We start from the raw sequence: 15204 nt of genomic DNA, 5'->3' as shown, positions 1-15204 counted from the left end.
TCAATGGCTCCTAATCAATGGGAATGCCGTGGCACTTCCGAGCCGCGCATACCCACCAGGAAGTCAAAATCGCAACCCTGATCCGCCTGCATCACATGGTCGATGTACAACTGACGATATCCGCCGATCAACAACTGTGGCGGCGCTTGCCAATCGGCCAGGCGCGCGGTCAGTTCCGCTTCCGGAATGTCCAGGTGCAAACGGCCGGTCGCGCAATCCAGTTCGATGAAATCACCTTCCTGCACCACCGCCAGCGGACCTCCGGCAGCGGCCTCGGGCGCGACGTGCAATACCACCGTGCCGTACGCCGTGCCGCTCATGCGCGCATCGGAAATCCGCACCATGTCGGTCACGCCCTGGGCCAGCAGCTTGGCCGGCAGCCCCATATTCCCAACTTCGGCCATGCCCGGATAACCCTTCGGCCCGCAGTTCTTCATCACCAGAATGCTGCTGGCGTCGACGTCCAGGTCCGGATCGTTGATGCGCGCCTTATACATGTCGAAGTTTTCGAACACCACCGCCCGACCCCGGTGCTTCATCAGCTCAGGCGTGGCGGCGGATGGCTTGAGCACCGCGCCCAGTGGTGCAAGGTTGCCGCGCAGCACGCAGATGCCGCCGTCGGCGACCAGCGGATTGTCGATGGCGCGGATGACTTCATCGTCGCCATAGATTGGCGAGTTCTGCACGTTTTCCCACAGCGTCTTGCCGTTGGCAGTCAAGGCGTCGGGATGGGGGATCAGATTATTCTCGCCCAGACGACGCAATACGGCCGGCAAGCCACCGGCGTAGTAGAACTCTTCCATCAGGAAGCGCCCGGAAGGCTGCAGGTCCACCAGCGTTGGCGTGCCGCGACCGATGCGGGTCCAGTCGTCCAGCTCCAAGTCCACGCCGATGCGACCGGCGATGGCCTTGAGGTGGATCACTGCGTTGGTCGAACCGCCGATGGCTGCGTTGACGCGGATGGCATTTTCAAAAGCCTCGCGGGTCAGGATTTTTGACAGGCGCAGGTCTTCGTTGACCATCTGAACAGCCCGCATGCCGGACATGTGCGCCAGTACGTAACGGCGCGAATCCACCGCAGGAATCGCAGCGTTATGCGGAAGAGAAGTACCCAGCGCTTCGGCCATGCACGCCATTGTCGAAGCAGTGCCCATGGTGTTGCAGGTGCCGGCCGAGCGCGACATGCCCGATTCGGCGGAAAGGAATTCGTCGAGGCTGATCTGCCCGGCTTTGTAGGATTCGTGCATCTGCCAGACGATGGTGCCGGCGCCGATGTCCTTGCCTTTGTGTTTGCCGTTGAGCATCGGCCCGCCGGTGACGACGATGGCCGGGATGTCACAGCTGGCAGCGCCCATCAACAGGGCAGGGGTGGTCTTGTCGCATCCGGTCAGCAGCACAACGCCGTCGATGGGATTGCCGCGGATCGCTTCTTCGACGTCCATGCTCGCCAGGTTGCGGGTCAGCATGGCGGTCGGGCGCAGGTTCGATTCGCCGTTGGAGAAGACGGGGAATTCAACCGGGAAACCACCGGCTTCGATTACGCCGCGTTTGACGTGTTCGGCGATGGTGCGGAAGTGAGCGTTGCAGGGCGTGAGTTCGGACCAGGTGTTGCAGATGCCGATGATCGGCTTGCCCTGGAACTGGTGGTCGGCGATGCCTTGGTTCTTCATCCAGCTGCGGTACATGAAGCCGTTCTTGTCGGCGGTACCGAACCACTGGGCGGAGCGCAGCACGGGTTTCTTATTGGAATCAGACATAAATCAGCACTCTTATTGTAAGGCTTTATTTGTAAGACTAAAGGCTGCAGGTGCGGACTAAAATAGGCCGAAAATGTCACCATTGGAAGAGTTGTAACCTTAAATAGTAATACTATATAGTCGATCTCAACCGAGGGACGACCCTGCCGGCTTCACCCGCAGCAATGCGCACACGAAGGCAGAGGCGATCCCCGCAGGCTTCCATAACAAAAACAATGAGGACCGCATCCATGAGCCAGGAACTCAGGCTTATTCGTCGCATCACCCTGAAACTCATTCCCTTCCTGATCCTGCTCTACCTGATTGCCTACGTGGATCGCTCAGCCGTCGGTTTCGCCAAGCTGCACATGGGCGCGGACGTCGGCATCGGCGACGCGGCCTATGGCATGGGTGCCGGCCTGTTCTTCATCGGCTACTTCCTGCTGGAAATCCCCAGCAACCTGATGCTCGAACGCTTCGGCGCGCGGCGCTGGTTCGCGCGGATCATGGTCACCTGGGGCGTCATCACCATGGGTATGGCCTTTATCCAGGGCCCGACCAGTTTCTATGTCATGCGCTTCTTGCTTGGCGCTGCCGAAGCTGGGTTCTTCCCGGGCGTTCTGTACTACATCACCCAATGGTTCCCGGTCCGTCATCGCGGCAAGATCCTCGGCCTGTTCATCCTTTCCCAACCCATCGCGATGATGATCACCGGCCCGATTTCCGGTGGTTTGCTGGGCCTGGAAGGGGTGGCCGGACTGCACGGCTGGCAGTGGCTGTTTCTGTGCATCGGCGCGCCGGCGATTCTGCTGACCCTGCCGGTGCTGCGCTGGCTGCCTGACGGCCCGAAAGACGTGAAATGGATGGACCCGGTCGAGAAGCAATGGCTCGCCGGCGAGCTGAAAAAGGACCTGGAAGAATACGGCCAGACCCGCCATGGCAATCCGCTGCACGCGCTGAAAGACAAACGCGTCCTGCTCCTGGCGCTGTTCTATCTCCCTGTGACCCTGAGCATTTATGGCCTCGGCCTGTGGTTGCCGACGCTCATCAAACAGTTTGGCGGCAGTGATCTGACCACGGGCTTCATTTCTGCCGTGCCCTACATTTTCGGCATCGTCGGCCTGTTAATCGTGCCGCGTAGCTCCGACCGGCTCAATGACCGCTATGGCCACTTGGCGGTGCTGTATGTGATCGGCGCCATCGGTTTGTTTCTCAGCGCGTACCTGACGGTTCCGGTGCTGCAACTGGCGGCGCTGTCGCTGGTGGCGTTCTCGCTGTTTTCCTGCACCGCGGTGTTCTGGACCTTGCCCGGTCGATTCTTCGCCGGGGCCAGTGCGGCGGCGGGCATTGCGCTGATCAACTCGGTGGGCAATCTGGGCGGCTACATCGGCCCCTTCGTCATCGGCTGGCTGAAAGAACTGACCGGCAATCTGGCCAGCGGCTTGTACTTCCTCTCAGGCGTCATGATCTGCGGCCTGATCCTGACCGGTGTGGTCTACCGCGTTCTGGAACGCAAGCACGTGTTGCCCGAATCGAAATTTGCCGCCAGCGCGCGCGGCTCTCGTTAACCGCAGGCCGCTCCGTGGAGCGGCCGTGTAGACCCCAAACAGGAGAACCCCATGCATTTAGTACAGTTCGAGCTGGGCAATGGCCAGCGTCGCGTCGGTCTGGTGGACGGTCCGCTGGTGCGCGAAATCCAGGGCGCGACCAGCACCCGTGAGCTGGCCCTGGCGGCCATCGAAAAACACATCTCCCTCGCCGAGCAGGTCGACAGCCTGGGCCTGGGTGACAATCACGATTACTCGCAGCTGCGCGCCGATTTGATGATTCTGCCGCCGCTGGACCATCCGGATCCGGCCCACTTGCTGGTCAGCGGCACGGGCCTGACGCACTTGGGCAGTGCCTCGGCGCGGGACAAAATGCACCAGCAAGGCAATGACGAAGCGGGCATGACCGACACCATGCGTATCTTCAAATGGGGCCTGGAAGGCGGCAAGCCGGCGGCCGGTCAGCCGGGCGTGCAGCCGGAGTGGTTCTACAAGGGCGACGGCAGCATCGTCATTCGTCCGGGCGAGTCGTTCCCGCAGCCTCCCTTTTCCGAAGACGCTGGCGAAGAGCCCGAGCTGAGCGGCCTGTACGTGATTGGTCACGACGGCAAGCCTTACCGTTTGGGTTTCGCCATCGGCAACGAATTCTCCGATCACGTCATGGAGCGCAAGAACTACCTGTATCTCGCCCATTCCAAACTGCGCGCCTGCTCGTTCGGGCCGGAGCTGCGGGTTGGCGATCTGCCGCAGAACCTGGCGGGCACCAGCCGCATCCACCGTGACGGCCAGGTGCTGTGGGAGAAGGAATTTCTCAGCGGCGAGGCCAACATGTGCCACAGCCTGGAAAACCTTGAGTACCACCACTTTAAATACGCCCAGTTCCTGCGGCCGGGCGACGTCCACGTGCATTTCTTCGGCACCGCGACGCTGTCGTTTGCCGACGGCATCAAGACCCGGCCGGGGGACAAGTTCGAAATCAGCCAGCATGAATTTGGCGCGCCGTTGATCAACGGTATTGCACCGGCCGAGGCCGTTTTCCAGCCGGGTGGCATCAAGCAACTTTGATGCCTCGCCGCTCTGCAGAAAACCTGTAGGAGTGAGCTTGCTCGCGATGCGGTCTCCAGCCACTGAGAGGGGGCACCGGAATCACGCCATCGCGAGCAAGCTCACTCCTACAGTTGCTTGCCTGCTAGCGGCTGCGCTCGATACGACACCCAAAAAAACAATACGAGGTGCGACCCATGACCGCCACTGCCATCCCGCTGGAACGGGTCGATGTCGACGCGCTCGAGAACAGCATTTATCGAAAGGTGAGCTGGCGAATCGTGCCGTTGTTCATCGCCTGTTTCCTGTTTGCCTACCTGGACCGCGTCAACATCAGCTTCGCCAAATTGCAGATGGCCAGCGATCTGGGCTTCAGCGAAACCGTTTATGGCTTGGGCGCGAGCCTGTTCTTCGTCGGCTACTTCCTGTTCGAAGTGCCGAGCAACGTGCTGCTGCACAAGATCGGCGCGCGGATCTGGATTGCACGGATCATGGTGTCGTGGGGCATCGCGTCCGCGTGCATGATGTTCGTGCAGACCGAGTTCTGGTTCTACACGCTGCGCTTTCTTATCGGCGTGATGGAAGCGGGGTTCGTCCCCGGCGTGCTGTATTTCTTCACCCAGTGGTACCCGGGCTCACGTCGGGCGCGGGTGAACTCCTACTTCAAAAGCTCCATCTGCCTGTGCGGGATTGTCGGCGGTCCGATTGCCGGGCTGATCCTCGGTCACTTCGATGGCGTTATGGGCCTGGCCGGCTGGCGCTGGCTGTTCCTGATCGAAGGCATCCCGTCCATCTTGCTCGGCGGCGTGGTGTTCTGGCTGGTCAAGGACCGTATCGAAGACGCCACCTGGCTCAGTGATCAGGAGAAACAGGTGGTGCTGGCGCGGATGGCGAAAGAGGCCAAACCCGTCGTCAAACAGACCGTGAAAGACATCTGGAAGCACCCGACCACTTACGTGATGTCAGGCATTTACCTGTGCCTGGTCATGGCGCTGACCGGGCTGTTGTTCTGGATGCCGCAGCTGATCAAAACTGCCGGTGTGATCGATACGCTGAACATCGGCCTGCTGACGGTGATTCCGTATGTGGGCGCGGTGATCGGCAATCTGCTGATCGGCGCCAGCTCCGACCGCCACGGCGAGCGCCGCTGGCACATGGCGGGCTGCGCAACGTTGACGGCTGCGGGCTATCTGGTGTGTGCGTTGTTTCCCGGGCAACTGCTGCCGCTGATGATCGGCATGACCATGATCATGACCGGCATCATCGCCTGGATGCCGATCTTCTGGACCATCCCGCCGCGCTTTCTCACCGGTATCGCTGCGGCGGCGGGCATCGCGCTGATCAACTCCCTCGGGCAACTGGGCGGGATCATCGCGCCGTTCATGGTTGGCCGCATCAAGGACCTCACCGGCACGGCGACGCCTGCGCTGTTTGCGTTGTTCGCCGTCAGCGTGCTGGCTATCGCGCTGATCGTCTGGGGCATCCCGGCGCGCTACTACGCCAGGGAAGCGGTTCAGGACTGACTTCGCTCTCTAACGACGCCGAAGCCACTGCTTCGGCGTCTTTTCACCTATCATTCGCGCTTTCACTGATGCGAACGACTGCCATGACCTCGACACCTCAATCCCTGCGCACTGAACTCCAGAACGCGCTGACCGCCCACAGCATGCTGGAAATCGACGGCCTGCACGCCTTCGAATTTACCCTCGACGACATGCTCCAGATCGAAAGCATGGACGGCCGCGAGCGCAAGGTCTGGCGCTTCTCCCTGGCACAGATCGACGCCGCCGAATTTGATGCCGAATTGCAAAGCTGGGTCGTTAACGACGGCAACGCCGACCATCGCATCGTGGTGCTCAGTGGCATCTCGGCGAGTGATGAGGACGAAGAGGGCGAGCAGGAGTAACCGCGCACTGTTGCACTGCAGAGTGAATATCGAGGGGACTAATATCGAGGGGACAATACCGAGGGGACTGATTTATTTACAACGCTTCACCGTAAATCAATCTGTCCCCGGGCATGCGGCGGCCAACCGTAAATCAATCCAACCCCGGCAAGCCTCATGCCCTCGCAGTTTCACAGCGCCCAGTCGGCAACTACTTTCCGCAATCCGCTGTCATAGCCGGAGACCCCCGCGCGCACGCCGCGCCAACAACTCCAAAAAGAGAACACCCCAAATGACTCCCAGACTTCTGCCGTGGTTAGCGCTCGCCAGCAGCCTTTCCGCGCTCTCTGCTCAGGCCAAACCCATGACTGATTACGACGTACTGGTGGGTTCCTACACCGCCGGCGCCAGCGAAGGCATCTACCGACTCGGTTTCAATACCCAAACCGGTCAGCTCGACGCCAAACCGCGTCAGGTGATCAACACTGAAAACCCGTCCTGGCTGACCCTCTCCAAGGACCAGCGCCACCTGTTCGCGGTCAACGAAAACGGGCCGGGCCAGACTGACGTCGTCGGCAAAGTCAGCAGCTACACCATCGACCCCAAGACCCACGCGGTGTCGTTCCTCAATCAGGTCGAAACCAAAAGTGAGGAGCCGACCCATTCCAGCCTGAGCCTGGACGGCCGTTTCCTCTTCGTCGCCAACTACGCCGTGAACCCCGATCCGGGTGGCCTGCTGGCGGTAGTGCCGGTCGGCAAGGACGGCAAACTGGCGCCGGTGGTGCAGACCGCGACCCACGAAGCGAGCAAGGTCAATCCGGAGCGTCAGGCTTCATCCCACGTCCACGCCGCGGTACCGACGCCGGATGGCAAGTACCTGATCGCGATGGACTTGGGCGCCGACAAGATGTTCGTCTTCAACTACGACGCCACCAAGCCTCAGCCCCTGCAACCGGCGAAAGTGCCTGAAGTGGATCTGCCAGCGGGCAGCGGTCCGCGCCATCTGACATTCAGCAAAGACGGCAAGCACGCCTGGCTGACCATGGAAATGAGCGCCCAGGTGGCGGTGTTTGATTATCACGATGGCGTGTTCAAGCGCACGCAGCTGGTGGACCTCGCCAACAAGGAAGGTCAGCAAAACCGCGCCGCTGGCGGCCTGCACACTTCGCCAGACGGCAAATTCCTCTACGTTGCCAACCGTGGCGAAGTGAACGAGCTGCTGGTGTTCAGCATTAATGCTGCCAACGGCCAGCTCAAGGAAATCCAGCGCCGCGCCGTGGAAGGCAAGGAACCGCGCGAATTCGCCTTCGACCCGAGCGGCCACTTTGTGCTGATCGCCAACCAAAAGAGCAACCAGATCGTGACCGTTCGCTTTGACCCGAAAACCGGCCTGCTGGGCGACACCGTGCAGAAAGTCGACTTCGACTCGCCGTCCGACTTTCATTTCCTCACGGCCAAGTAATCCCCGAGCAAGCACCTCAGCGACACTTTGACGCAGGCTCAGCCCTTGGTTCTCAAGGGCTCCGGGCCTGTATCAATTCAAGTGATATGGGCTAGTGGCAGAAAAGATTTTTTCCAGAACATCCTCGGGCGTAACTTTCATTCCACGGCCACGACGGTCAAGACTTGAAACGATACGCCACAGCGAGGTACCCACCATGAACTTCAATCTCTTCTCCATCATCGCCGCGTCCGCCATCTCCGCCACCGCTGCATTGCCCGCCAATGCCAGTGTCGAAGTCGCCGATAAGAAAGTCAGTTCGACCCAGAGTTACACCCCGAAGTACCTGCAACAAAGCGCCAACTTCTACGCCGCTCTGGATCACAAGATTCAACAATGAACAGCACTTCGAAGTGAATCCATTCCCCGTTAACGAACGTATCGTTGCCGGGGAATGGATTTGTAAGAACCTGATTTGATCTGCAACTTTCTGAAAGCCGGAAAACGCTTTCGCGAGCAACTTCGTCTTCTACAGGTTGATGCGACCCACTGACCATTGCGTGTCAGGCCCAGCATCAAGTGTCGGCGAGCTTGTTCGCGAAAGCGTTGAATTCCTCTCCTTTGGTCCCCGTCTGCTGAATAAGCGATGGGGATTTTTTTGTGGGCTGGGTTCAAGGGGCGACGCCCGGTTTCCGACAGCAGACACCGATCATGTGGCAGCGAGCTTGCTCGCGAAGACTGCATTTCAGCCTCTGGAGATTTGGTGGATGTCCCAGCCTATTCGCGAGCAAGCTCGCTCCCACTTGGATTGATGTCAATAGGACCAATGCGTTGATCTATCAAGCTGATTAACTTCTTGAATAATCAAGCCCGTCGATGTTTTGAATCGTCCGCCATCGTTTTTTAATAACTATCACTTCAAGCATTCTGGGCGCCTGAAACAGACACGTCCCGGAGCTTCAAACATGGCCACTGCCATTCTCACTTCAATCAAACACGGCGCTTATACCGCCATCGCGTTGTATGTTGTTTTTATCGCAGTGGTCGCCGTCATCAGCACGAACCCACCACTCAATGCCCCGTCGCAGATTTCGACGCAAACAGCATCCGTTGAACTCAATCGCGCGGCAGTTCAGTCCCTGGGGCGTGCCTCGTGAAAGGCGCGAACTTTTGGGTGATTGTGTTTTTTGCGCTCATCAACAACGGCTGCTCATTGCTCGGCCATGGCGAAGGTTCGGTGGGCGGTGTGGCACGCAGCATGGCATTCAAGACCGAGGTCGCTGAAGCGGTCGAGATGCAGCGCTCGCAGAAGCTCAACGCCGGCAACCCGCCGCCACGGCACAGCGAGATGATTTCGCCGATCTTTCAGATGGAAGTGGTGTAGCGAAATGGTTTGGCTATTAACCAACGCCGTTGCAATCAGCCCTTGGCCATCGCGGCGATGAACAGGTCCGATGCGAGAAATCGCTCTAACCAGCGTTGTAGGTTGGGGTAGGGGCTTTGCCAGAACCAGTCCGCATCCACCGCGCAGAACTGCCGTATGAACGGCGCTATGGCGATGTCGGCGAGGGTCAGTCGATCGGTGATCAGAAAGTCCCGTGACGCCAGTAATTCGTTCAGCCTGCGCAGAAAATCCTCACCCCGCTGACGGTATTCTTCCTGGGTGAATTCGGGATACCGCACGGCGTATTTGTAGTGATCCAGATCCTGCTTGAAGCTGCCGTCGTTTTCCGCGATCAGCTCGGCGATCTGCCGCTGCCCGTCGACGTCGTCGGCCAGGGACCAATCATCCGGGTCATGCTGCGCCAGGGCCCAATGCATGATGTCCAGACTCTGCTCCAGCACCCACTCTTGCAGCACCAGAACCGGCACCGTTCCTTTGGGTGAGCGTTCGAGCATCTCGGCCGGTTTGGCCTTGAGGCTGACTTCCACGGTATGCACCGGTACGCCGCAATACCCCAGCGCCATGCGGGCGCGCATGGCGTAGGGGCAGCGGCGGAACGAGTAGAGCGTCGGCACCGTCGATTCAGCGTGAGGCGCCGACGTCATGCTCAGGCCTCGGTCAGTTCGCCGCAGTCGGCGATGATGACTTTCTTGCTGGTGCGGCCGGATTGCGAACCCAGCGCTTCGATGGCCTTGACCACGTCCATGCCTTCAACGACTTTGCCGAACACGACGTGTTTGCCGTCCAGCCATTCGGTGACGATGGTGGTGATGAAGAACTGGCTGCCGTTGGTGTTCGGGCCAGCGTTGGCCATCGACAGGTCACCCGGGGCGGTGTGCTTGAGGGTGAAGTTTTCGTCTTCGAACTTGTTGCCGTAGATCGACTTGCCGCCAGTGCCGTTGTGGTTGGTGAAATCACCGCCCTGCAGCATGAAGTTCTGGATCACGCGGTGGAACGACGAACCCTTGTAGCTCAGGCCATCGCCTTTCTCGCCGGTGCACAGGGCGCGGAAATTTTCAGCGGTTTTCGGAACGACGTCGTTGTGAAGTTCCATGACAATGCGGCCCATTGGCTCGTCGTTGGCAGTGATGTCGAAAAATACTTTGGAGTTTGCCACGTGGTTCTACCTTCTTTCGAGTTTGGCGCGACTGCTGCCGCGCAAGGGATACAGGGTTGCACAGAAACGCTATCAGGCGTGTCCGTGCGTCGTGAAAAAACGGTTTAGCCGCTGCTGACCTCGACGGTGCTCAGGCCGTTGCCCTGACGCCGGACCTGAATCTGCACGGGGATTCGCTCGTGCATTTCCTGCACGTGAGAGATGACCCCGACCTTGCGGCCCTGGGCCTGCAGTCCGTCGAGGGCGTCCATGGCCAGTTGCAGGGATTCGGGGTCGAGGCTGCCGAAGCCTTCGTCGATGAACAGCGATTCAATCTTCAGCGTGCTGGACGCCATGGACGCCAGGCCCAGCGCCAAGGCCAGGGAGACCAGGAACGTTTCACCGCCCGAGAGCGAGTGAACCGAGCGCAGTTCGTCGCCCATTTCGGTGTCCATGACCAGCAGGCCAAGCATGCTGCCGCCGCGTTTCAGGCGATAGCGACGCACCAGTTGCTTGAGCTGCGCGTTGGCGTGGTGCACCAGCAGATCAAGGTTGTAGGCCTGGGCGATCTTGCGGAACGTGTCGCCGGTGGCCGAGCCGATCAGCGCGTTGAGGCGGCCCCAGCGCTGGTATTCGGACTGGGCGTGAGCGATGCGCTCTTGCAGCTCGCTGCTGGCGTCGCGACGGCGGTTGTCTTCACTGACCTGGGCACGCAAGTCGGCGCACAGCTGATCCTGAACCACCGATTGCGCCTGCGCTTCTGTCAACGCCGCGAGTAACTGCTCGGCGTCGCCACTGTCACTGTGCTGGGCCTGATGCTGCTGCAACTGCGCCGCGCGCTCTGCCACCAGAACCTTGGCTTGCTCCAGGGCTTTTTCGCTGGACTGCAATTGCTGACGCAACCCGCTGACGCTGTCGTCGCTCAGCCCCAGCAAGGCTTCAAGGGCGGCATCGTCGAGCTCGCTGTGGCTGCTGCGCCACTCGGCGATCTGCCGTTCGAGCTCTGCCACCTCCTGTTCGAGGGTTTGCAAGCGCTGTTGTTCGCCCTCCAGCTCCGCAGTCACCTTGATCAGTTCGCTGCGCGCCGCTTGCAGTTCGTGGGCGATGGCGGCATGAGCCTCACGGGCCTGCTCGACAGCCTGCTCAAGGGCGTGCTGCCAGCGCTCGGGCGATGCATGGTCGCCGAGGGTCTGCGCCAATTGTTGTTGTACCGTCTGTTGCTGCTGCTGACGGGCAACGAGTTGCGCCTGCAACTTCTGATGTTCTGTCTCGCGACTCTGCTGCGCAACCTGCTCGCGCTCCAGTTTTTGCGCCCGCTCGCTGTGCTCCTGTTGTTCGGTCTTTTGCTGATCGAGCTGCTCGACGCGGGCGGCAATGTCGTTGTCCAGCTGCATGAAGCTCTGGGTCGCCGACTCGCGCCACTGGCTCAGGCTTTCGGCGGGGAGCAGGGGCTCGAACTCCTGCAGCGCCGCTTCGAACTCCTGGTTGTCCAGAGCGATGTGGCGTTGCTGATCGTCCAGCAGCTTCATCGCCTGCTGACTGGCCTCGCGGGCATCGAGCACCTGCTGCTGCAGGGATTCGGCATCCCGTTGCACTTTCAGCAGACGGCTCTGGCGCTGCTCGGCGCTGAGGATGTCCTGGGCCAGTTGATGCAGGCGTTCACTCAGCCAGTCCCCGCGCAGGTGCTCGGGTTGCTCCATCAGGCGCGGATGCAGCGGGTGAGCTTCCAGTTCAGGCGCGAGGGTTTGCAACTGTTCGGCCAGTTGGTCTTGCTGCGGCTTGGACTGCTTAAGCTGATTGTTCAGCTCAGCAACTTCGGCGCGCAGCTCGGCGAGCTTTTCGCTGAGCTGCCCGACGGTCTGCCGGGCGCGCGCTTCCTCGCCGTCGTCGTGGCCCGACAGCGCTTCAAGCAGTGCCTCGGACTGGTGATACGGATGGTCTTCGCTGCCGCACACCGGGCACGGTTGCTGATCGACCAATTGCTCGCGCAGTTGCTCGACACTGGCGCTGCGGGTCAGGCGCTGGCGTTGCAGCAGTTCAACGGTGACCTTCAGCGCCTGCTCGGCGGCTTCATGTTCGGCCTTGAGTTTCAGGCCCTGGGCGATGCCTTGGGCACGACGTTCGGTGGCCTGCTGCTGGCGGGTTTGCACGTCGAGCAGGCGGCCGGCGACGTCCTGATGGCGCTGCCACAGACGTTCAAGTGAGTCGCTGGCGCTGTGCTGCTGGCGGTTGTCTTGCAGCAGTTGCCCCAGCCGCTCGATGTCGTGGCTGACCGCATCGGCCTTGACCTCGGCGTCGTCGTAAAGCGCCTGCAGGGCGCTGCGGCGTTCGCTCAGGGTCTGCTCGGCGAGGGTGGCGTTTTTTTCCAGCTGCGGCAGCTCGCCACGGCCCTGGATCAGACGCGCGCTGAGTTGCACGGTTTGCTGCAGACGCGGCCTGTAGGCGCTCCACGACTGACTCAAGGTGGTCAGCGACGCGCTCTGCTCCAGTTGCTCGGCGATCGATTGCAAACGCACTTCGACCTGGCGTTGCTGCTCGCCCAGGTGCTCGAGCGTCGACTGGCCCTCAATGCTGGCTTGCTGCGCGGCGCGCGCCTGCTCGCCGAGCGGTTGCAGCTCCTGATTCAGATGATTGAGCTGGGCCTGCTGTTCAAGCGCTTCACTCAGGGCCGGCCGCGCGTTGAGCAGTTGTTCCTGCGCCTGCTGCAACGCGCCGTCGGCGCTGATGCGTGTGCTGTCCAGCTCGGCGATGCGCCCATTGAGCCCGGTTTGCTTGAGCTGATGGGTCTGAATCGCGGCGGTGAGCGGCGCGAGCTGAGCCTGCAGCCGGGCGCGCTGACCGAACAGATGCCGCTGCGGCGCCAGACGCTCCAACAACGCGAGCTGCTGACGATCGGCGCTGTGTGCGTCCCACGTCTGCTGGGCGCTGGCGAGCTGTTCGTTGGCGGCCTGGTGGCTGTCGCGCAGGCGATTCAATTCCTTGAACCATTGCTGCTTGAGCTCCAACTGGCGCAGTTGCGCCTGTTCCAGCTTCAGTTGCTGTTGAGCGTCGTTGAAGCGCTGCTCAAGCTCGGCGCGCTGCGCAGGCTCCATCGGCGTCAGCGTGCCGGCCTGGGCCTGAAGGGTTTTCAGCGCTTCTTCGGCTTCCTTGCTTTTGCTGTAGGCGCGACGGCCCAGCTGGCTGTAGATCGCCGTGTCAGTGAGCTTTTCCAGCAGTTCGCTGCGGTCTTTGTCGTCGGCCTTGAGGAAGGCGCTGAATTCGCTTTGCGCCAGCATCACCGCCCGGGTGAACTGCTCGAAGTTCAGCCCCAGGCGCGCTTCCAGCAGGGTCTTGTACTCGGTCTTGTTCTGCGTGCTGAGAATCTGCTCGCTGTCCAGGTCGATCAGCGTCTGGCGGCTGGCCTGGAGTTTTTTCGTGGCGTTGTCACGGGCGCGGTTGGCTTCCCAGCGCGCGCGATAACGGCGCTTGTCGATGCCGACGAAATCCACCTCGGCGTAACCGCTGCCGGTGCCGCGACGCAGCAGGTTACGCGGGTCGTTGGTGCTGATGTCGCCGTCGATCTCCGGCACGCGGGACTGGCCGATGTTGTTGAGCCGGGGAATCGCGCCGAACAGCGCCAGGCAGAGGGCGTCCAGCAGCGTGCTTTTGCCCGCGCCGGTGGGGCCGGTGATGGCGAACAGGCCGGCGCTGGCGAGGGGCTCGGCGGTGAAATCCAGCTCGAACGGGCCGGCCAGCGAGGCGAGGTTTTTCAGGCGAATGGCGAGGATTTTCATGGCTGCTCGCTCTCCAGCTGCACGTCCTGAAGCAGGGTCGCGAAGTCCTGCAGCGTCTGCTCATCCACTTCGCTGCCGTAGCTGTCCTGCCATGCACGGCTGAACAGTTCCTGCGGGCTCAACTGGTCCAGTTCGATCAGGTCTTGATTGGCGTCTTCATCACGACTGCCCTTGCCGGCGTATTCGGCGGCGATGCGCACCAGTCGCACGGCCTTGCCCTCCAGCGCGGCTTCGATCTGGTTGCGCAGGTCCGGCTGAGGTTCGTCCAGACGCACACGGACTTCGAGCCACGGCTGACGGTCGACGTCAGCCAGCAAATCGATGTCCGGAAGATCCCGCAGTTGCAGCAACAGCTCGGCCAGTGGCGCCGGGCCGACCCGTTGCAAGTTCACGGCGCGGGGAATCAGCAGGGGTTTGACGCTGACCAGCTTGTCGCCGTCGCACTCGATTTCGAGGATCTGATGCTGGTAGCCGATTTCCGAAAACGACAGCGGGATGGGAGAGCCGCAGTAGCGAATGCGGTCCTCGCCGTTGATTCGCTGGGGTTTGTGCAGATGCCCGAGCGCCACGTAGGTGATGCTTTCGCCGAAGAGGCTGGCGGGCAGGGCTTCGGCGTTGCCGATGATCAGGCTGCGTTCGGAGTCTTCCGACACCGAGCCGCCGGCCATGTGCGCGTGGCTGATGGCGATCAGGGCCTGGCCTTTCTTGCGCCGCTGATTCGCCGCGGCGATAAGCATGTCGTGGACCTGCCCGATGCCGCGCAAGTAGTTGTCGCCCAACGCCGCGCCGGTGACTTCGGCCGGCCGCAGAAAAGGCAACGCCAGGCACCAGCCGAGGACTTTGCCCTTGGCGTTGCTCAGTGGAAGCAGCAGTCGGTCAACGTCCAGCACGCCATCGTCGAGCCACAGCACCCGGCCCAGCGCGTGGGTGCGCAGGCGTCGCATCAGCGGCGCGGGCAACTCGATGCGCGAGCCGGAGTCGTGGTTGCCGGCGATCATGACGATGGTCAGGTGCGGGTTCTGTTCGTGGGCGCTGACGATGAAGTCGTACAGCCGCTCCTGGGATTTGACCGGCGGATTGACCGTGTCAAAGATGTCGCCGGCGATCAGCAGGACATCCGGTTTGCGCTCGGCGAGACGGGCCAGCAGCCAGGTCAGGAAGCCGGCGTGTTCGAAATCTCGCTCCTGACCATGGAGGTTCTGGCCGAGGTGCCAGTCGGAGGTGTGGAACAGACGCAT

The 15204-nt window shown here is 61.3% G+C and carries 13 protein-coding genes; 8 read left to right on the top strand and 5 right to left on the bottom strand.

Features of this window, described 5'->3' with window-relative positions; genetic code table 11:
* Positions 1-14: 14 nt before the first annotated feature.
* Positions 15-1757, bottom strand: coding sequence for an IlvD/Edd family dehydratase (locus M1E04_RS17975; protein WP_456291814.1), 1743 nt, complete (start codon positions 1755-1757; stop codon positions 15-17).
* A gap of 230 nt (positions 1758-1987) precedes the next feature.
* Here M1E04_RS17975 and M1E04_RS17970 point away from each other — a divergent pair, with 230 nt between their 5' ends.
* The 8 genes from M1E04_RS17970 (at position 1988) to M1E04_RS17935 (ending at position 9037) form a co-directional block, all read left to right on the top strand.
* Positions 1988-3304: an MFS transporter gene (locus tag M1E04_RS17970; protein WP_065986176.1), complete on the top strand. Its 1317-nt coding sequence runs from the start codon at positions 1988-1990 to the stop codon at positions 3302-3304.
* A gap of 51 nt (positions 3305-3355) precedes the next feature.
* Positions 3356-4348: an AraD1 family protein gene (gene araD1, locus M1E04_RS17965; RefSeq protein ID WP_192135407.1), complete on the top strand. Its 993-nt coding sequence runs from the start codon at positions 3356-3358 to the stop codon at positions 4346-4348.
* Positions 4349-4524: 176 nt separating this feature from the next.
* Entirely contained in the window at positions 4525-5850 is a 1326-nt protein-coding gene (locus M1E04_RS17960) for an MFS transporter (protein ID WP_456291813.1), read from the top strand.
* Positions 5851-5933: 83 nt separating this feature from the next.
* Complete coding sequence (locus M1E04_RS17955) at positions 5934-6233, top strand: DUF5629 family protein (RefSeq protein ID WP_456291812.1); 300 nt, start codon at positions 5934-5936, stop codon at positions 6231-6233.
* 271 nt (positions 6234-6504) lie between these two features.
* Positions 6505-7674 (top strand): lactonase family protein, encoded by a 1170-nt coding sequence (locus M1E04_RS17950; RefSeq protein WP_192134608.1) that lies wholly within the window; start codon positions 6505-6507, stop codon positions 7672-7674.
* A gap of 196 nt (positions 7675-7870) precedes the next feature.
* Complete coding sequence (locus M1E04_RS17945) at positions 7871-8053, top strand: hypothetical protein (RefSeq protein WP_456291811.1); 183 nt, start codon at positions 7871-7873, stop codon at positions 8051-8053.
* 565 nt (positions 8054-8618) lie between these two features.
* Complete coding sequence (locus M1E04_RS17940; protein WP_296312092.1) at positions 8619-8810, top strand: hypothetical protein; 192 nt, start codon at positions 8619-8621, stop codon at positions 8808-8810.
* A gap of 17 nt (positions 8811-8827) precedes the next feature.
* A complete protein-coding gene (locus tag M1E04_RS17935) occupies positions 8828-9037 on the top strand; it encodes a hypothetical protein (protein WP_296312090.1) in 210 nt (69 codons plus the stop codon).
* Between the two features lie 35 nt (positions 9038-9072).
* Here the strand turns inward: M1E04_RS17935 and M1E04_RS17930 are convergent, their stop codons facing one another.
* The 4 genes from M1E04_RS17930 to M1E04_RS17915 all read right to left on the bottom strand — a co-directional run bounded on the left by M1E04_RS17930 (position 9073) and on the right by M1E04_RS17915 (position 15204).
* The gene (locus M1E04_RS17930) at positions 9073-9702 is read right to left on the bottom strand and encodes a glutathione S-transferase (RefSeq protein WP_456291810.1); all 630 of its coding nucleotides are present in this window, start codon (positions 9700-9702) and stop codon (positions 9073-9075) included.
* A 2-nt stretch (positions 9703-9704) separates the two neighbouring features.
* Entirely contained in the window at positions 9705-10214 is a 510-nt protein-coding gene (locus tag M1E04_RS17925) for a peptidylprolyl isomerase (protein WP_296312085.1), read from the bottom strand.
* Positions 10215-10318: 104 nt separating this feature from the next.
* Positions 10319-13966, bottom strand: a complete 3648-nt coding sequence (locus M1E04_RS17920; RefSeq protein ID WP_456291809.1) for an AAA family ATPase — start codon at positions 13964-13966, stop codon at positions 10319-10321.
* Positions 13963-15204: an exonuclease SbcCD subunit D C-terminal domain-containing protein gene (locus M1E04_RS17915; RefSeq protein WP_065986165.1), complete on the bottom strand. Its 1242-nt coding sequence runs from the start codon at positions 15202-15204 to the stop codon at positions 13963-13965. The genes M1E04_RS17920 and M1E04_RS17915 overlap by 4 nt, the downstream gene beginning before the upstream one ends.

The sequence above is a fragment of the Pseudomonas sp. AK106 genome, assembly GCF_053903055.1.
This window is presented reverse-complemented; position numbering and strand designations above follow the sequence as displayed.